Source organism: Rossellomorea vietnamensis (genome assembly GCF_025398035.1).
Lineage (GTDB): Bacteria > Bacillota > Bacilli > Bacillales > Bacillaceae_B > Rossellomorea > Rossellomorea vietnamensis_B.
On sequence record NZ_CP104558.1, the window covers coordinates 3194471 to 3211661 of the forward strand.

Sequence of the window (17191 nt, forward strand, 5' to 3'; positions counted from 1 at the left end):
ATTTTCGAAGGTTTAGGGAGGCGAAAGACATGGCAACAAATATTGTTATCATTGACGATCATCAGCTTTTCAGGGAAGGGGTTAAACGAATCCTCGAATTCGAACCTTCTTTCAACGTAGTAGCAGAAGGTGATGACGGTTCAGAAGCAATGAACCTCGTCGAAGCACATGAACCCGACGTAGTCCTCATGGATATCAACATGCCTGAGACAAACGGCGTGGAAGCGACTCGTGAACTAATGGACAAGTACCCGGATACGAAAGTCATCATCCTGTCCATCCACGATGACGAGAACTATGTGAACCATGCACTGAAAACGGGTGCACTTGGTTACCTATTAAAAGAAATGGACTCAGACGCACTGGTTGACGCTGTGAAAATCGTCGCTGAAGGCGGTTCATACGTCCATCCTAAAGTGACGCATAATCTGGTTGCAGAATACAAGCGCCTGGCAAACGCCCAAAATTCAGGCGGGTTCCAGCAATCCGAAGTTCGCCGCCCGCTTCACCTGTTAACACGCCGCGAATGTGAAGTCCTGCAAATGCTTGCAGACGGTAAGAGCAACCGTGGCATCGGTGAAGGATTATATATCAGTGAAAAGACTGTTAAAAATCATGTAAGTAATATACTACAAAAAATGAACGTAAACGACCGTACCCAGGCAGTAGTCACTGCCATCAAGAACGGTTGGGTGGAAGTACGATAAGGTCCGGTTGATAGATAGAGTATTGTGAATTTGTTGTTGAGAGAGCGGCCCTTCCTGGTGGAGGGTCGCTTTTTGATTGTCTGTTTTGGGTGGGAGTGTGGTCCGGGAAGGGGATTGTTGGCCGTATTAGAGGCGGGATCTCCTTAGTTGGGTTCTTTTCACGGGGAATCGTGCGAGTTTTCGGGGGGATCATGCGGGATTAGAGATAATCGTGCGGGAGATGGAATTTTCATGCGGGGTTGTGATTAATCAAGCGAGATTTCAAATAATCGTGCCGACGTGTCGAATTTTCTTTACCAGTCCCCATCATGATGCTCCCCCGGCTTCAGATCCAGTCTTCGTCAACAAGCAGATACTCGGTTCCTAAAACAGCTTCAAATAAAAAAATCCACTCCCCAATCCAGGAAGTGGACCAAACTCAATCAATGCTTTCTCCGTGCAAAATCCACAAACCGGAACATGTCCAGCCTGTGCCGCGATTCTGTGTACTCAAACAACGTCGCATCTTTCAAATGGACATAGTTCTTCACAACTACTACATGATCATATTCATTCAGATCCAGATACTCCCGGTCTTCATCCGTACACTCTTCCACAACAATTTCTTTTTTGGCAAAATCGATGGGCAGTCTGAGCTCTCCCTCGAGATATTCATAGATGGAGTTCTCACATATTTCTTTTGTCAGGAGAGGGACTTGATCTTTAAGAAAATAGGACTTGTCCAAAATGATCCTTTCGCCGCCGATTTTACGGGAACGGACGACTTTCCAAATTTCAGCGTCACGGGACGTTTCTAGTTGAGTAGCGATCCCTTCATCGGCAGAAATCAATCCGAAGTCGTGGACAAACGTCTCGATCTGATCGCGACCCATGGAGGTCTGCAGCTCTTTAAAGCTTACCAGTCCTGAGATGGGAAAGCTCATGCGGGACACGTCGAGGACGAGGGAGCCTTTTCCGCGCAGTTTCTGTATCAGCCCTTTTTGAGCAAGTAATGTAAGCGCTTTACGAATAGTCTCACGTGAAGTGGCATAAATCACCGAGAGCTCGTTTTCCGATGGCAGGATCGAGTTCGCTGTGTACGTGCCGTTCTGTATTTTTTCAGAGAGATCCTCGAAGATTTGTTGGTATTTATTGCTTTTCGTCATAATATCACCTGCTATTATTTTACCATAATTAATAGGAAGAAATGAGATTGAACTTGAGTGTTGTGAATATTTTCAATAGAATGGAGATAGTGCAAATTTTAGAAAAGGGTGAAGAGCATTGTCGAAACAGCATTGGAAGAAAATCATGTTGGGAATTGGCATGAGCACGTTATTATTGGGTGCTTGTGGGGCAGACGAAGAGAAGAAGGAAGACAAAGAGACGGCAAAGAAGACGGAAGAGGTCAGCCCGAAAGATGATCCTGCGACTGATGAAGCGGCATCCCTGACCCAAATGACGCAGATCGTGGAGGATGCAAGTGAGCTGAAGGAAGCGGAAGGGATCCCGGCAGAAGAAAAATCGGCGATCGACGCTGCCTTTAATCAATATATCAATGCCTTTAACGAAGAAGATTTCGAATCATATATGAGTGTCATCTCGAAGACACCGGTGAACTTCAAGTACGAAGATGAAGAGCGCTATGTGAAGCAGATCTTTGATAGTGTCGATTCGAAGCGTACGGTGGATAATGTGAAGATCATCAACTATGCCGGCAAGAAAGCGGATGTGTATGCAGAAATTAAAGCGACGACGAAAGATCCGAACAGTGATAAGGAAGTGACCCGTTCAGGGAAGCAGGTAACCGTCTTCCATAAGAAAGAAGATGGATGGAAGGTTGCAGCGATTTTCTTCTTGGCAAGTGAGGGAGAAGAGGAAGCGACGGAATAATGAAGAAAGGCTGTGCCCGGGCACAGCCTTTTATTTTTGATTCAATTGGTGATAGAGGTTAAAGAGTTCATCAAGTTCCTGGCTGAGTTTCACCGTCGCGGGATGTGAGAAACCATGGTATTGGGCAAAGTATTTTAGTTCCAGACGTTTTGATTCCATTTCTTGCTTGAGGGTTTGAACCATTGGAGCAGCATTCATGGCAGGAACTCCTTTTTCCTTTATTATCCCATATAAGTGTTTAAATGTTAACTCGAAAACGGGTTAAGTTTACTTTTTAAAAAATTTAGAACGGACAACAAGCAAAAGGATGGCAAAGCCATAGTTGACCACGGCAATGACCGTAAATGCAGGAAGCTGTTCAGGCATGGAAGTGCCGGTGAAAATGGCAGGGCTGATGATGGCCAGTGGCAAGGTTCCGCTGATGAAGCCCATGATGGCAAATACAAGGAGTCCGGTCCGGATGATTTTTCTTAGGGATGGATTGTCTGAAAACATCGGTACACCTCCTAGTAAGTATTTTCCTCACGGTCGGCTTCTTCACGAATCTTCTTATCTTCATCGGTCACGTAGCCGTTATGTAAAACCTCTTCGATCAGGTTCCTGTTAAAGAAAACATTGTAGTCTGGCGAAATATTGCCTTCCGGGTAAGGAACCCCGATATAGTCGTATTGTTTATTCGTACTCACCTGGATTTGATTGTAGCCATAAATCATGACCGATTTATCCACTTTAGACAGCTTTACGACGGTTCCAATGGGAAGAAGCTTAGTCGGATCCAGGCTTTCTTCTTTTACTTCCTCTTTCTTATCAGGTTTATCGGCAGTTGTCTGGCTGCAGCCAAGTAAAGTGAATGTGATACATATAAGCATAAATAGAAATTTAATTTTCATCTTGGTTCCTTTCATTCTTACGATTCTTCTCCATATCCTCTTCTACTTTTTCCCTCATCAGTTCTTCTGCAGGAGAAACGAGTCCCGGATGGATGACGCCTTCGATAAGCTCACGATTGAAGAAGACGTTGAATTCTTCTGTCAGGTTTCCCTCTGGATAAGGGACCGCTATGTAATCGAAGATGTTTTCGGTCTTTTTTTGAATTTGGTGACGGCCGTAGATCATAACCGGTTTGTCTACCTTTTTTAACTTCACGACCGTTCCGATGGGGAGGAGGGTGGTGTCTTTTTTACTCATCGTATATCCCTACTTTCCTGAAGAATAGTGAGCAGGGGATGACCTACTCTTGAGAAATCTTTTCCTTTTTAAAAAAAATGGCACGGATGGCGATGGAAGCTGCACACGTTCCGTAAATGACCAGGGCCAAGATCAAGATGGCCGGCAGCTGGGATTGCAAGTCTTCCTGTGGTATTCCCCATGTGACGAGGACAATCAAGCTAATGGTCCCCATGAGGCCCATAAAGATGGGATAAATAAGCAGGAGCAATCGAATTAATTTTCTGGATTTGTCTTTGGTGGTTGGCATGTGATCCTCCTTGATCTGGTTATTTCTTATCTTCTTCAAGTCCGCCTTTGACTCCTACGCCAATTCCGTAGGCGGCATAAACCCCGGTTTCCATCCCGACTGAACCACTGACACCTGCGCTGCCTAAGGATACATCGACAGCGATGTATGGATCATAATCGAAACCAAACCACTCTTCCAGGGGTTCGTAGCCAAACCAATTCAGGGGTTCAAGTTTTAGTTCCGTTTTGGCGGCGGCAACTCCTATACCTGCACTTGCCGTGTAGTTTTCGACGTTTGCTTTCGCTTCTGCCTGACCAAATGCCAGGTCAAGGGCAGCAGGTGAATTGTCGTGGGCAAAGGTCGTTTTCGATACGTTTGCTTCAGTTTTCAACCCGATATTTTGACCGTAGAGAAGCGCTTCACCTGTGGATTTGAATGAATAAGGAATGTCGGCGTCCATCTCTCCGAATAAAACCTTTTGCTCCACAAAGGAGGGAACGTCGTCCATATTATTGGTATTTACGACAGAGCCGTCTAAATTAAATGCAAGGTGACCCTCATCATAGTCATTCGTAAAGTTCAGACCTGCGTTCCCGACACCGTCAGAACCAAATCCATCTTCTACTTTTTTATCTATGACATATTCATTTTTCTCCGGAGGGTAGCATACCCTGTAAGAAGTTTGGGCTTTACCAACACTTGACATAGCAAGATCATCTGAATAATAAGAGATGAATGAACTGGTATTCCCCTGCCCGTTCAGCATCAGCAATTGCTTCAGGGAATCGTATTCACTCGAAATGGTCATTCTGGATACTAGCAGACTTTCAAACTCCAACTTGTCTGAGAGCGTACTCATGAAAGGCTGGCGGTGAAAGGATTGATTCAATTCTGTACCGGAGTAGCTATCGACTGTGATCTTCCCATTCTTAAACATTCCCTCTATTTCATAAATATAACGTTTCATCAGCTGAATGTCATGGTCCACAGTATCCAGGGCTTTCGTTTGGTCCGTGTCAAAAGAAGTTAAATCCTCCAGGGTCTGTGTGATTTTCTGTTCGGCTCGTTTCGTATTACTGAGGAACGTCTGGTCCTGGATGGAAGGGACATGAATGATATCCCGGATGGCGTCCAATGCCTGATTCGTCTCATCTACGAGATCCAGGGTGGTGTTTTCCGTTTTGTTCAGGCCATCCCTCAGCTCCCCATCGAGGAATGGTTGACGAATAAATCCTGAAGTGTCGGATTCCAGTTGAATGGAGGCCGACTTCAAAGCGGTCAGGACCCTTTCATAGTTTAGCAGGGTAAGGCTGTAGAACGTCAGAAAAGGGGTGTGAAGATCCTGGTAGAAAGACCTGACGGCGTCACCACCCTGCCCGCTGAAGGCATCATGGGAACCGGAGAACTGCTCGACGGCTTGCCTGAGCCCCGTCAATTGTTCTTTCTGGGTTTCCAGCTTGCTTCGTAAATCTTCTATACCGCTATGTAATGATTGGTTATCAAGAGTTTTCATTTTCCTCTATTTCCTCCTAACGCGACCGGATGGAAGCGGAAATGGTGTCGTCGACTTCTTTAAAGTCCTGGATGGCGTTGGCCGCAGATGCATTATTCGCTGTCAGGAGGTTCTTATATACCCGGGCGACATCCTCCAGCTGCGTATTCAATTCGTTCAATCTCGTCACAACGTCCAGGTTATTGGAGGACGCCATGTCCTTTACTAGGGTTGGTTCAAAAGATTCCGTGGCAGCCTGGATGTTCTTCAAGGATTCATTGATTTCACCCATGCGCAGGATAATGTTTTGGTTCATGGTCATCTTTCCTTTCGCTGTTCTTGCTCTATACGGGCACGTTCATTGGCGATGCTCGTTTCGAGGGACTGGATCTCTGTCCGGAGTGAGGCGATTTTGTCTTCGATGGTGGTGATGGCTGTATCCAATTGGTTATGAGATAGATCTTTATAGGAAAGCAACATATCTTCCCGTATTTCCGAGAAAGCTTTGGCTAATGTACCCTGCCAGGTAGTGGGGGTAAGGTCCGGTGCTGTAACGGAAGATTGATGCTGAAGAAATTCTCCCTGAAGGGCATTGAGGCTGGAGAGGGAATTTCTCAAGCGTACAAGCTGCTCTTTTTTTTCATGTAGTTGGGAAGTTAAATATGATAAATAGGACAAGACTTTCATCCCCCTTTTTAATAGTAAACATACAGATATAATGGTATCAAATGGAAATAGTAGTTGGGTATGGGTGATTTGTACTGAAGTTGACTTCGTGACTTAACTACCATATACCCATATTATGGGTTTTTAATCGTCTTTACGTGAAAAAAGGCATTGCTCAAATGAACAATGCCTCATCTTCTTTATTTAGTCAATCGGAACACCACAGACTCATAAGGACGAAGCGAAATTTGAGAATACACATTCTTCGCATCATCATAATTCGAAATCAGAATCTCACTCGACCAGCCTGCAACATCCACCTCATCCGGAAGCGTGAACTCCGTCTCTCGACCGTAGAAGTTATTCACCACAAGCAGTTTTTCGCCGTCACCATTCCGTACATAAGCAAAAATGTCCGGGTGATCTTCCAGAATCAGCTGGTAGTCACCATCCACGATGATGTCATATTCCTTACGGAGGCGGTTCAGCTTCTGGTAGTGATAGAAGACAGAATTTTCGTCATCCAGTGCCTGTTCCGCATTGATTTCCTGGTAGTTCTTCGCCACAGGGATCCAAGGGGTACCGCTTGTGAACCCGGCATTCTCGTTACTGTTCCACTGCACCGGTGTCCGTGAGTTGTCACGGGATTTATGCCGCAGGATCTCGAGGATCTCTTCTTCCGTTTTTCCTTGTTCCTTCAATATATTGAACGTATTGAGGGACTCTACATCTCGATACTCCTCGATGCTCGTGAACTTTGGATTTGTCATTCCGAACTCTTCCCCCTGATAGATATAAGGGGTACCCTGCATCATATGGATCGTTGTCGCGAGCATCTTAGCCGATTCGTTACGGTACTCACTGTCATCACCGTAGCGGGACACAATCCTAGGCTGATCATGGTTGCACCAGAAGAGGGCGTTCCAACCGCCGCCTTTGTTCATTTCACGCTGCCAGGTAGACAGGATGTCCTTCAATTTCAGGAAGTCGAAGTCAGCCACCGACCATTTCTCCCCGTTCGGGTAATCCACTTTCAAGTGATGGAAATTGAACGTCATGCTGAGCTCATTGCGTTCCGGGTTGGAATACTTGATACAGTTGTCGATCGTGGTCGAAGACATTTCCCCGACGGTCATGATGTCGTATTGGGAGAAGACTTCCTTGTTCATTTCCTGCATATACTCATGAACCTTGGGACCGTCCGTGTAAAACTTGCGTCCGTCCCCGGGAGCAACCGAACCGTCATCATCAGGGAAATCCTGATCTTTGGAGATGAGGTTGATGACGTCAAGACGGAAGCCGTCGACACCTTTCTTCAGCCAGAAGTGCATCATGTCATACAATTTCTTTCGCACCTCATCGTTCTCCCAATTCAAATCAGCCTGAGTGACGTCAAAGAGATGAAGGTAGTACTGACCTGTTTCCTCATCATACTGCCATGCGTTCCCTCCGAACTTCGACTGCCAGTTGGTCGGTTCGGATCCGTCCGGCTTGCCGTCTTTCCAAATATAGAAGTCACGGTACTCATTGTCCTTCGACTTCCGGGACTCAATGAACCACTGATTCTCTGTCGACGTATGATTGATCACGATGTCCATGATGATCTTGATGCCGCGGGAGTGAGCTTCCTCCAGAAGCTCATCGAAATCCTCCATCGTCCCGTACTCTTCATGAATATTGAAATAGTCGCTGATATCATAGCCGTTATCGTTCTGAGGAGACTTATAAATCGGCGTGATCCACACCACATCAATCCCAAGCTCCTTCAAATAATCCAGCTTCGCCGTAATCCCCTTAATATCCCCAACGCCATTCCCCGACGTATCATAAAAACTCTTCGGATAAATCTGATACACAACCGACCTCTTCCACCAAGCCTGCTTCATACCACATGCACCATCCTTCACATATTTTTGAGGGACGGACCTCAACTTTTTAGCTCATCCGCCTCATTTATTTCATATCATCATTGATTTAATGCGATTTGTTCTTGAAAGGTCTGCCTGTTTAGAGGGACGGACCTTCCATTCTTCGTCACAAACCCTTATCTAATAGGAAAAGACGCTCCAAAACAAGCAGATTTGAAGGTCCGTCCCTCCCAAGAAAAAGGGAGACAAACATCCCCGTCACTATCCCTTACAGATAAGTGCTAAGAATTGATTTGTCCCCCTAAGTTTAACTTGTATATACAAGTTGTTGCAACTGTTTTCTCTCTATTGTTTAGGCTGGTTCATTTTTGCTGAATTTGGACCAGACGATTGTCAGTACGAACGGTACGACGATACAGATGGCCATTCCGATGAAGAACGGAAGCCAGTATTCAGGAATGATGGATAGGAATCCAGGCAATCCACCTACACCGATGGAGAATGCTTTCGTTCCTGTCATCGCTAAGAGTACACCACCGATGGCAGATCCGATCAAGGCACTGATGAACGGATAGCGGTAGCGCAGGTTGACCCCGAACATCGCCGGTTCCGTAATACCTAAATAAGCCGAGATGGCTGACGTACCTGCCAGGCCGCGAAGCTTTTCGTTTTCCTTTTTCGCTACCACCATCATGGCAAGCGCTGCTGAACCTTGTGCAATATTCGATAGGGCAAGGATCGGCCATAGGAATGTTCCACCTTCACTACCGACCAGCTGTAAGTCCACTGCAAGGAACGTATGGTGCATCCCCGTGATAACCATGACGGCGTATAAACCACCATACAGGAGACCACCTAACCATGATACGTGATCGAACACCCATACGACGCTATCCGTCAGCATGTTCCCGATAAAGAAGGTAACAGGTCCGATGAGGATGAAAGCGGCGAATCCAGTAATCAGAAGGGCTACCGGGGCCACGACCAATAGCTTGATGGAGTCATGAACTCTCTTATCCAGGAACATTTCAATCTTCGCTAATAGATAGGAAGCGAAAAGAATCGGGAGAACTTGTCCTTGATACCCGATCTTGTCGACTTCAAATCCGAATAAGTTCCATGTAGGAATCTTCTCTGCACTTGCATAGGACCAAGCGTTCAGTAAGTCCGGATGAACAAGCATAAGACCTAATACGATACCGAGTAATGGACTTCCGCCAAAACGCTTGACTGCTGACCAACCGATCAACCCTGGCAGGAACACAAAGGCCGTGTTAGCAATCAAGTTAATGATCGAGGCAAAGTCTGCCCACTGCTTATGAACATCGATGACCGATTTCTCATCATAGAAAATCCCCGGTCCGGTCAGAATATTATTCAGACCCATCAACAAACCGGCCGTTACAATCGCAGGCAGGATCGGAATGAAGATATCCGCCAGTACCTTGATCGCGCGCTGCAGGGGATTCAGGTTCTGGGTAGCCGCATCCTTTACATCCTGTTTCGATGCATGCTCGATCCCTGTTTCCTCTGCCAAAATTTGATACGCTTTATTCACAAGACCTTGTCCGATGACAACCTGGAACTGACCGTTGGAGGAGAAGGAACCCTTCACCAGATCAATTGCCTCTAATCTTTCTTTATCCACTTTCTTCTCATCATTCAGCACAAGCCTCAGACGAGTCACACAGTGCGTGGCTGTACGGATATTATCCTTGCCGCCAATCGCTTCAATGATTTCGAGAACGTCCTCACGTTTCACGCTCATGAAATTCCCTCCCTTGGAATGGTGAAAGCTGCCGGCCGCCTAACTTGTACCCGCTTTCATTTCTATTAATGGAATTCCCCTAAATAGTATGTGAAAAACGCTTTAAACCATGCTTTTGTCAAAACGCTTTCATTTTGTGGGGAGTGTTGTATATACAAGATATACTCTTATTGTATTCATGTATATACAAGTTGTCAACGAAAAAGTGTAGCCGTTTACATTTAAGTTGGTAGTGATCATAAAAAACCTTGAGGCAACTGAATGCCTCAAGGTTTAATAGAGTCCTTAAAATGTTCTCCCATTTGTAAGTATCCCAGTCCTCACACCAACAAAGAACTTGACCATTTTATTATTGTCCCACTTCACAACAAATTTGATCGCTTGTTCAGGAATATCATTTGAGATGTTTATTTTGTTTCCTGCTGCTTCTATTTCTTTGAAACCCTTTCCATCATGATAGTAAGCATAAATAGTGGGCTCACCCTCACTATTCTCAAATGAAAAATCGAGTGTAGCGGGTGAAGTCATCGTTATTTCCTTCACATTCTTCACTTTTTCCTCAGGAAGGGGAAAAGGGTCTGTGCCATAGACACAACCATCACCGTCTGAAATCCAGCAATAGCTGCTGTTGATGGGAATCTCTTCTCCTTGGAAAATTAGGGCAACCTCAGGCGAGCCCTTTTCCTTAATCTGTGTGGCCGTTAGGTGGGATGAAAATCCAGTGAAAAGAGAAGGGCCGACAAACAGCAAAAAGACAGCGACCGGAATCAAAAAGATTCCTTTCGCAAGCCGGCCCTTTAAGTCAATCTTTTGATAAATCACTTCATCCACAACATAGAAAACAGTTGAAGCGAAAATCGGCAGACCTGCATAAGGCATAGAAAATAGGGTAGAGACAGGGGTGAACATCTTTATGCTGACAAGAAGGGCAGGGAGAACATGAATAATGAAATTGACTAAATGAATCGCTCTCTTAATTTTTTTTGTGACCACTCCCGCCAGGAACGTAGCGGGGACGCCAACCAAAAGCATGAGTGCCCCACCGATTAATGCATAAATGACCATTGCCTGAAAGTAGGACTCCATCGGGAACAGGATAGGGGCTAGTAATAGGACGAGTAGAATGGAGATGAAGCTTACTTTTAACTTATCTTTTATCATGGGATCACCTTCTTCGTTTGCTGTAAAAAGTATATCAATAGATGAAGGTGAATTCATTACGTCATGAAATATTCCTCTCGTATTTGTTCCACATATGATAGTTATACGCAAGTTGAAGGATGTGACTTAACAGCCCGACCCCTACAAAGATGAGCGTATACATAAGATCCAAACCGATAAATCGTAGTAGAAAATACAAAACAAGGACGAGCGGTGTCATCCATAATGTACGGATCATCTTCCTTCTATAAGTGAGGTTGAAGTAATACCATTCAAATCCTTTGTCTGTTCGTTGAGTATGATCGTCCCACATGAGAATTCTCCTTTCATTCCTAAAAAAAGGACGCCTGCGATCCAAAAGCAGACATCCTCTCTTATCATTGATTCAGGCCATTAAACACACCAACCGTCACCACTCCAATAAGCCCTAAAATAACCCAGATGATATAGGCAATCAGGACAATCCAACCCAACAGTTTCCTGCCAGTCAGTATCCAGTAGATTCCCAGTGCGATAAAACTAAAAAATAGTCCAAGAATCCCCCATAACCATCTATTTTTATTATGTTTTGGGGCATCCACAAACAAATAAACGGCAATCAGAATATTGAGTATAAACATTAAGGCGTCCAAAGTATCCCTCCCTATTTACATTTATATGTAAAATTACCTAATTATTCTAGAGTTAAACCTCTTTTGGAAAGATAGCAATAAAAAAACCAGCTGATTCCCAGCTGGCGCAGTAGAGTCAACCAGCCATCTTCACTTTCCCGGCCGGCTTCTTTCTTTTAATAAACGTTTTATAGTTAATGAGGGAATACACCACATAAGAGATTCCCAGGCAAACGCCAAAGATGATCACAGCATACACGAGATATTGCAGAATCAGGAGAGACTCGCTCCTGACATTCATCCATTCCATTACATTGCCCCATAATCGCTGCCTGATCAGGGGATGCTCATGTATCAGGTAGACGCCAAGTACATAGCCTGATATGGCATTTATGGGTCTCGAGACAAAGCTGAGCTTCGAGAAGAACAGGAACAGTGCCAACGACATGATCACAGTGAGTGGGGAGTTATAGGTCAGCAGCTTGAACGGCAGCTCCCATGCCTGCTGCAGCATCAGGGCAGTGCCTGCCCCTATAAGAATGTAAACGCTTAAATAATAGCCCGTGCTTAAGGAAGAGATAAACGTTCCGTGATGCCTGAGGTACCCGGCGACAAAATAGAGAAAGATGAAATGCACGATACTGTACCCTCCATTGACCCCGAAGCTTTGCAGGGGATGGAAGAACTGCCAGACACAATTGACCAGGAATAATAGGAGTAGCAATTTCTCGTATTCCTTCTTTGATAACTGGTTGATGACGATATTGAGATACGGTGAAATCAGGAATAACAGGATATACACCGTGATAAACCAATAAGTCGACAGGTAGACTGGAAGGAACGATGGCAGCATGCCAGCAAGAGATCCATCAGTCCGCTGCAGGACCGCCATACCGGCAAAAATCAGCACCGAGAAAATAAAGGTTTCCCGAACCACCCTTATCGCTTTGCTCATCTTGAATGTTGACGTACACAAGAAGTATCCGCTGATCAACACGTACACGTTGACTCCAACGAGACACAGAACCTTGATGAAGTTAAAAAGGAATTGATTGATACTACTTAACTCCGATATGTTAATATACTTCGAAAAACCGTAGGTCCCAAAATGCAACAGAACAATCATGATCATGGAAAGGACCCTGAGAGATTCAAAGTTTGACAGCCTTATTTTTCCTGCCAACACAACCCGCCCCTTGCTTATATGTAAGATAAATTCTACTAATTTTAATCGATAAAAATCATCTTGTCATTCAGAATTTTCTTGAAGTAAATGAGCGATGGGTCATAGGGATGAGGAGGTGGAAAACGACTGGTTCATTTGGATGTCCGTCAGCCGTCATACAGCTCCGGAAATAGAGAGTATAGACCCAATAATGTGTCACTTCAATCTTGTAAGCGCAACCATAAATTTCTAAATGGTATGATACCAGGGCTGATAACGATTTTTTGACAAATAAGGACATTCACCCAGGGAGTTCCTCAAAGAGATATCCACTTTTGCAGTGTAAACATTTACAAATGGAAATATAACCATAAAGTACCAACCCTTATTATACTGGGGTTTCTTCCTGATTTTTCTTCATATAAGAATTTTAGCCTATTAAAATATCGACCTCCTTCAGCCATAATGGACAAGCAACAAAATTCGACACTATTTATGAAGGAGACATTTTTTTGAAGAAAACAATCATTGCCTTTACAACTGCTGCACTCGTCTCGACAATGGCTGCCAATTCAGCGGAAGCGGCTTCTTACCGCGTACAATCAGGTGATTCCCTTTCCGTGATTGCATATAAATATGATACGTCCGTTTCAAACTTGAAAAACTGGAATAACCTGAGCTCCGACTTGATCTATGTGAACCAAGTACTGGAGGTTTCGGCTCCAAGCAGTTCCTCTGCCAAAACCTATACCGTCCAATCAGGTGACTATCTATCAAAAATCGGTGCCAAATTCGATGTGTATGTTGCCGAATTGAAATCATGGAACAACCTGAGTAGTGATGTCATCTACCCTGGTCAAACGTTGATCGTTTCTTCAGGCGGGACAACGACGACACCAGCACCAACAGGATCAAGTACATACACAGTACAATCAGGGGACACCCTGTCACATATCGCCGTCCGTTATGACGTGAGCGTATCATCCATCAAGTCCTGGAATGGGTTAAGCTCAGACACCATTTACGTCGGTCAAAAGCTTTCCATTAACGGTACATCTGACGGTGGAACTCAAACGCCATCATCAAGCGTCGTCGACATCGCCAAGAAATATGTAGGAACTCCGTACGCGTGGGGAGGCACATCACCATCCGGCTTCGACTGCAGCGGATTCATCTACTACGTCTTCAACCAGGCAGGACAATCGATTGCACGTACGAACACCGAAGGCTACTACAGCAAATCCTATTTCGTATCCAGCCCGAAAGCAGGCGACCTCGTATTCTTCGAAAATACGTATAAAGCCGGCATCAGCCACATGGGGATCTACGTTGGAAACGGAGAATTCATCCACGCATCCGACAGTGGAGTGGTCGTATCGAAGTTGAGCAATACGTACTGGAATCCTAAGTTTGTTGGGTATAAGAGATTTTAAGTTTGATTGGAACGTCCCGCCCTTGATGGGTGGGGCGTTTTTTATTGAGTTATGAAGATTATTCGACACGGTGCCATGATTATTGGAAATCTCGCATGAAAAATTTGTTTCTCGCACGAAAGGAATATATGCCGCACAATTATCTGTAATACGGCATGATCCTCTTTAAAACCCGCATGATTCCTTCGCGAGGGTGGCTTGTTTAGGAAGATACGATTCTAAAACGGCCCATGATTCTTGGCAAGGACCTCATTCCCAACTAAAACAGACAATCTAAAGAATAAATTCGTTCAGAACGAAGATCAAAAGCCTAAAAATACGCTGTTTTGAGAACGGAGCCTCTGCCTGTTCACGGAGAAGGGAGAGTGGAGTTGGAAGAGGTTAGTAATAGGCACGGGTAAAGAGAATTCGACACGGTGGCACGATTATTTGGAATCTCGCATGATTAATCAGCATGACGCATGAAAACCCCACAGCCCGCACGATAATCCCAAATCCGGCACGATCCTCCTCCAAACCCGCATGATTCCTTCGCGACAAGGATCCAAACAAAGAAACCAGGCCCCAAACGGCCCGCAACCCCCATCCACAACACCACACCAACCCAAAACCAGACAATCCAAAACAAATTCCCCTCAAAAAGCAGGATTTTCACCACAAAAGTAGAACTAATAAACAATCAAATCCCCAAAGGAGTGAACCCCCTCTAAATGAATGTAAAAAAACGAACCCCTCCTATCAAACTCCTACAAACAGAAGCCTTACTACAAAGGCTGACCCCACCAAACCATCCCAAAAGACCCCTCATTGAAAAAGATTTCAGAAAACGAAAAGCCGGTTACCAGGGAGAGAAGACTGTGGATTATCATGTAAGCTTCCTCACCGACAAGAAGTATATGATTTTCAGTGACCTCAGGCTGCCACTCGCTCCGGATCATTTCCAGATTGATTGTCTTCTGGTCACACCCTGTTATTCCCTGCTAATCGAAATCAAGAATATTGCCGGAACCTTGACCATTGATCCCGAATTCAATCAGCTTTCGCAATATTACAAAGGAGTCGAAACGGGCTACCCGGATCCCATCATCCAGGCCACCCGACAAAAAATATTCCTCCAGAAATGGTTCTTCAATAATAAACTCCCTTGTCCGCCAATTGAATTCCTCGTCGCTTTCAGTAACCCTGCTACAATTCTTAAAATGGCTCCAGGTCACAAAAGGATTCCTCCATACGACAAAATGATCCATGCCCAGAACATCGTAAGTGAAATCAGTAAGCTCAATAACAGGTTCACCCGTGAAGTCACCGATCTCAAAAAAGTAAAAAGACTCCTCTTGAATCAGCATCAACCACCCTATCCGAAAATCCTCTCAACCTACCAACTGACAGAAGCTGATCTCACTAAAGGAGTCCAATGTGAAAGATGCTCCCACATCATGATAAGGAAAATAGGAACATGGCTTTGTCCAAACTGCCATCACCTATCCAGAACCGCCCACGTCAAAGCCATAGAAGACTACTTCTTCCTCATAGAACCTACCATCACCAACCAAAAACTGAGAGATTTCCTTCACCTTTCTTCTGCAAAAACCGCAGCAGAAATCCTGAAATCACTCCCTCTGACAAAAAGCGGATCCACAAAAGGCACCATCTATACAAAGTAATTAATATAAAAAAACCGCCCGGAACCTAACGTCCGAACGGTCAACCTATTTCTATTTATAACTAAACACACCCTCAACCCCACGATCATACTTCCAATACATCCAACCACCAAGCACCACACAAGGCGCCACAACAATAGCCATTCCCATAAACGCCATACTAGGTGAGATATCATACAGGAAGCCACCGATGAACGTCAGCACCGCCGTACTCAATCCCATACCTAGGGAGGTGTACACACCCTGGGCAGCGGGAATATCCTTGCTCTCCAATTCTTCATAAATCAACCGCATAAATGCATAATGCGTCAATCCGAAGGTTAGAGAGTGGAAAAGTTGGGTAAAGATGAAGACAGGGGTGCTGGGGAAGAGGAACAACAAAGTCCAACGCGTCACAGCAGCCCCTGCTGCTATTATGAACATGAGGGAAATGCTCTTTCCCTTCAGCAACCGGTCTGAAAATGCAAAGAAAAGGATTTCAGACAACACGGCAACATTTAAGATCACGCCGATATACACGGCGCTTACATCTAATTCCTTCAAATAAAGAACGCCATAATTATAATAAGAAGCATGTGCTCCCTGACTCAAGACAACGATTACCATCGCCCAGACAAACTTACGGGATTTCAGAAGTCTCCCGTAAGAAAGCTTCTCCTGACCACGGGTACCGCTCATGGACTGTGGCAGTTTCGTGAGGGAAGAAAGCAAGATCACGACGATCCCGCCAAACAGAAGATAAATCACGGCACCCTCTGTAAAAATCGATGTCAAAAATCCAACCGCAAGCAGTGCGGTCGTATACCCGATCGATCCCCAGGAACGGCTCCGGCCATAATCAATCCCGTCTTCCTTCATCATCACAGCCGCCATGCTCTCCACCATCGGAAGCAGCATCGGATACACAAGGCTGAATAACACCATACACCCGAGCACCATCCCGAAAGAATCCATAGGCAAAAACATCAGTAGCGCTACCCCTGAAACCAATACAATCCATCTGGATAACCGTCCCAATGAAACCGTCTGGCTCAACTTCGGAAATACGAAGAAGCTCGAAAACGAACGGGCAATCATCCCGACGGCAATCACGGTACTCGCAGCCGAAATGGAGAAATCCTTACTCTCCACTAACCACGCTGTCCAGTAAGGAATGAAAATCCCCCATGTAAAAAATATCGCAAAGAACTGAAGTGACAACCACGACTGATTCTTCAAATATATCAGATCTCCCTTTATGTATAGTTGGAAATTTTTTAACAAACAACGATCCATTATACGGAATTCAGTCCCCGTTGACAACCAACTTAGCGACCATCTCTTTT

The 17191-nt window shown here is 45.0% G+C and carries 20 protein-coding genes; 4 read left to right on the forward strand and 16 right to left on the reverse strand.

From position 1 onward, the window contains the following. The first annotated feature begins 29 nt into the window (after positions 1–29). Complete coding sequence (locus N5C46_RS16375; RefSeq protein WP_034765382.1) at positions 30–707, forward strand: response regulator; 678 nt, start codon at positions 30–32, stop codon at positions 705–707. Between the two features lie 422 nt (positions 708–1129). On the opposite strand, the gene treR is transcribed toward N5C46_RS16375, so the two are convergent. Next, a complete protein-coding gene (treR, locus tag N5C46_RS16380; RefSeq protein WP_261749418.1) occupies positions 1130–1852 on the reverse strand; it encodes a trehalose operon repressor in 723 nt (240 codons plus the stop codon). A gap of 118 nt (positions 1853–1970) precedes the next feature. Here treR and N5C46_RS16385 point away from each other — a divergent pair, with 118 nt between their 5' ends. Continuing rightward, positions 1971–2579 (forward strand): Cif family virulence factor, encoded by a 609-nt coding sequence (locus tag N5C46_RS16385; RefSeq protein WP_261749419.1) that lies wholly within the window; start codon positions 1971–1973, stop codon positions 2577–2579. A gap of 30 nt (positions 2580–2609) precedes the next feature. Here N5C46_RS16385 and N5C46_RS16390 read toward each other — a convergent pair whose 3' ends face one another. The 14 genes from N5C46_RS16390 to N5C46_RS16455 form a co-directional block, all read right to left on the reverse strand. After that, the gene (locus N5C46_RS16390; RefSeq protein WP_261749420.1) at positions 2610–2777 is read right to left on the reverse strand and encodes an aspartyl-phosphate phosphatase Spo0E family protein; all 168 of its coding nucleotides are present in this window, start codon (positions 2775–2777) and stop codon (positions 2610–2612) included. Positions 2778–2846: 69 nt separating this feature from the next. Beyond that, on the reverse strand, positions 2847–3074 hold the full coding sequence (locus tag N5C46_RS16395) for a hypothetical protein (RefSeq protein ID WP_261749421.1): 228 nt from the start codon (positions 3072–3074) through the stop codon (positions 2847–2849). Positions 3075–3085: 11 nt separating this feature from the next. After that, the gene (locus N5C46_RS16400; protein ID WP_261749422.1) at positions 3086–3469 is read right to left on the reverse strand and encodes a DUF4176 domain-containing protein; all 384 of its coding nucleotides are present in this window, start codon (positions 3467–3469) and stop codon (positions 3086–3088) included. Beyond that, positions 3459–3767, reverse strand: coding sequence for a DUF4176 domain-containing protein (locus tag N5C46_RS16405; RefSeq protein WP_261749423.1), 309 nt, complete (start codon positions 3765–3767; stop codon positions 3459–3461). Before N5C46_RS16405 ends, N5C46_RS16400 begins: the two co-directional genes overlap by 11 nt. 43 nt (positions 3768–3810) lie before the next feature. Further along, complete coding sequence (locus N5C46_RS16410) at positions 3811–4056, reverse strand: hypothetical protein (protein ID WP_261749424.1); 246 nt, start codon at positions 4054–4056, stop codon at positions 3811–3813. A gap of 19 nt (positions 4057–4075) precedes the next feature. After that, the gene (locus tag N5C46_RS16415; protein WP_261749425.1) at positions 4076–5551 is read right to left on the reverse strand and encodes a ribonuclease YeeF family protein; all 1476 of its coding nucleotides are present in this window, start codon (positions 5549–5551) and stop codon (positions 4076–4078) included. A 16-nt stretch (positions 5552–5567) separates the two neighbouring features. Then, positions 5568–5846, reverse strand: coding sequence for a YwqI/YxiC family protein (locus tag N5C46_RS16420; protein WP_261749426.1), 279 nt, complete (start codon positions 5844–5846; stop codon positions 5568–5570). Positions 5847–5848: 2 nt separating this feature from the next. Then, positions 5849–6208, reverse strand: coding sequence for a DUF5082 domain-containing protein (locus N5C46_RS16425; RefSeq protein WP_261749427.1), 360 nt, complete (start codon positions 6206–6208; stop codon positions 5849–5851). A gap of 188 nt (positions 6209–6396) precedes the next feature. Then, entirely contained in the window at positions 6397–8082 is a 1686-nt protein-coding gene (gene treC / locus N5C46_RS16430; RefSeq protein ID WP_261749428.1) for an alpha,alpha-phosphotrehalase, read from the reverse strand. Between the two features lie 334 nt (positions 8083–8416). Next, a complete protein-coding gene (gene treP / locus N5C46_RS16435) occupies positions 8417–9832 on the reverse strand; it encodes a PTS system trehalose-specific EIIBC component (RefSeq protein ID WP_034765394.1) in 1416 nt (471 codons plus the stop codon). A 285-nt stretch (positions 9833–10117) separates the two neighbouring features. Then, on the reverse strand, positions 10118–10993 hold the full coding sequence (locus tag N5C46_RS16440) for a hypothetical protein (RefSeq protein WP_261749429.1): 876 nt from the start codon (positions 10991–10993) through the stop codon (positions 10118–10120). A 61-nt stretch (positions 10994–11054) separates the two neighbouring features. Continuing rightward, positions 11055–11306 (reverse strand): hypothetical protein, encoded by a 252-nt coding sequence (locus N5C46_RS16445; protein WP_261749430.1) that lies wholly within the window; start codon positions 11304–11306, stop codon positions 11055–11057. Positions 11307–11370: 64 nt separating this feature from the next. Then, positions 11371–11613: a hypothetical protein gene (locus N5C46_RS16450; RefSeq protein ID WP_261752366.1), complete on the reverse strand. Its 243-nt coding sequence runs from the start codon at positions 11611–11613 to the stop codon at positions 11371–11373. A 127-nt stretch (positions 11614–11740) separates the two neighbouring features. Further along, entirely contained in the window at positions 11741–12787 is a 1047-nt protein-coding gene (locus N5C46_RS16455) for an acyltransferase (protein ID WP_261749431.1), read from the reverse strand. 494 nt (positions 12788–13281) lie between these two features. Between N5C46_RS16455 and N5C46_RS16460 the strand changes: the two genes are divergently transcribed. After that, on the forward strand, positions 13282–14202 hold the full coding sequence (locus N5C46_RS16460) for a peptidoglycan endopeptidase (RefSeq protein ID WP_261749432.1): 921 nt from the start codon (positions 13282–13284) through the stop codon (positions 14200–14202). Positions 14203–14912: 710 nt separating this feature from the next. Next, positions 14913–15866 carry a nuclease-related domain-containing protein gene (locus N5C46_RS16465; RefSeq protein ID WP_261749433.1) on the forward strand — a complete coding sequence of 318 codons (954 nt, stop codon included), beginning with the start codon at positions 14913–14915 and terminating at the stop codon, positions 15864–15866. Between the two features lie 51 nt (positions 15867–15917). Here the strand turns inward: N5C46_RS16465 and N5C46_RS16470 are convergent, their stop codons facing one another. Beyond that, positions 15918–17084 (reverse strand): MFS transporter, encoded by a 1167-nt coding sequence (locus N5C46_RS16470; protein ID WP_261749434.1) that lies wholly within the window; start codon positions 17082–17084, stop codon positions 15918–15920. Positions 17085–17191 lie beyond the last annotated feature (107 nt).

Excerpts from the sequence above, each read along its gene's own strand:
- N5C46_RS16445 (WP_261749430.1), bottom strand. The coding sequence starts at position 11,306 with ATGTGGGACGATCATACTCAACGAACAGACAAAGGATTTGAATGGTAT.
- treP (WP_034765394.1), bottom strand. The coding sequence starts at position 9,832 with ATGAGCGTGAAACGTGAGGACGTTCTCGAAATCATTGAAGCGATTGGC.
- N5C46_RS16375 (WP_034765382.1), top strand. The coding sequence starts at position 30 with ATGGCAACAAATATTGTTATCATTGACGATCATCAGCTTTTCAGGGAA.
- N5C46_RS16415 (WP_261749425.1), bottom strand. The coding sequence starts at position 5,551 with ATGAAAACTCTTGATAACCAATCATTACATAGCGGTATAGAAGATTTA.
- N5C46_RS16395 (WP_261749421.1), bottom strand. The coding sequence starts at position 3,074 with ATGTTTTCAGACAATCCATCCCTAAGAAAAATCATCCGGACCGGACTC.
- N5C46_RS16450 (WP_261752366.1), bottom strand. The coding sequence starts at position 11,613 with ATGTTTATACTCAATATTCTGATTGCCGTTTATTTGTTTGTGGATGCC.
- treR (WP_261749418.1), bottom strand. The coding sequence starts at position 1,852 with ATGACGAAAAGCAATAAATACCAACAAATCTTCGAGGATCTCTCTGAA.
- N5C46_RS16465 (WP_261749433.1), top strand. The coding sequence starts at position 14,913 with ATGAATGTAAAAAAACGAACCCCTCCTATCAAACTCCTACAAACAGAA.
- treC (WP_261749428.1), bottom strand. The coding sequence starts at position 8,082 with ATGAAGCAGGCTTGGTGGAAGAGGTCGGTTGTGTATCAGATTTATCCG.
- N5C46_RS16440 (WP_261749429.1), bottom strand. The coding sequence starts at position 10,993 with ATGATAAAAGATAAGTTAAAAGTAAGCTTCATCTCCATTCTACTCGTC.
- N5C46_RS16410 (WP_261749424.1), bottom strand. The coding sequence starts at position 4,056 with ATGCCAACCACCAAAGACAAATCCAGAAAATTAATTCGATTGCTCCTG.
- N5C46_RS16420 (WP_261749426.1), bottom strand. The coding sequence starts at position 5,846 with ATGAACCAAAACATTATCCTGCGCATGGGTGAAATCAATGAATCCTTG.
- N5C46_RS16390 (WP_261749420.1), bottom strand. The coding sequence starts at position 2,777 with ATGAATGCTGCTCCAATGGTTCAAACCCTCAAGCAAGAAATGGAATCA.
- N5C46_RS16405 (WP_261749423.1), bottom strand. The coding sequence starts at position 3,767 with ATGAGTAAAAAAGACACCACCCTCCTCCCCATCGGAACGGTCGTGAAG.
- N5C46_RS16400 (WP_261749422.1), bottom strand. The coding sequence starts at position 3,469 with ATGAAAATTAAATTTCTATTTATGCTTATATGTATCACATTCACTTTA.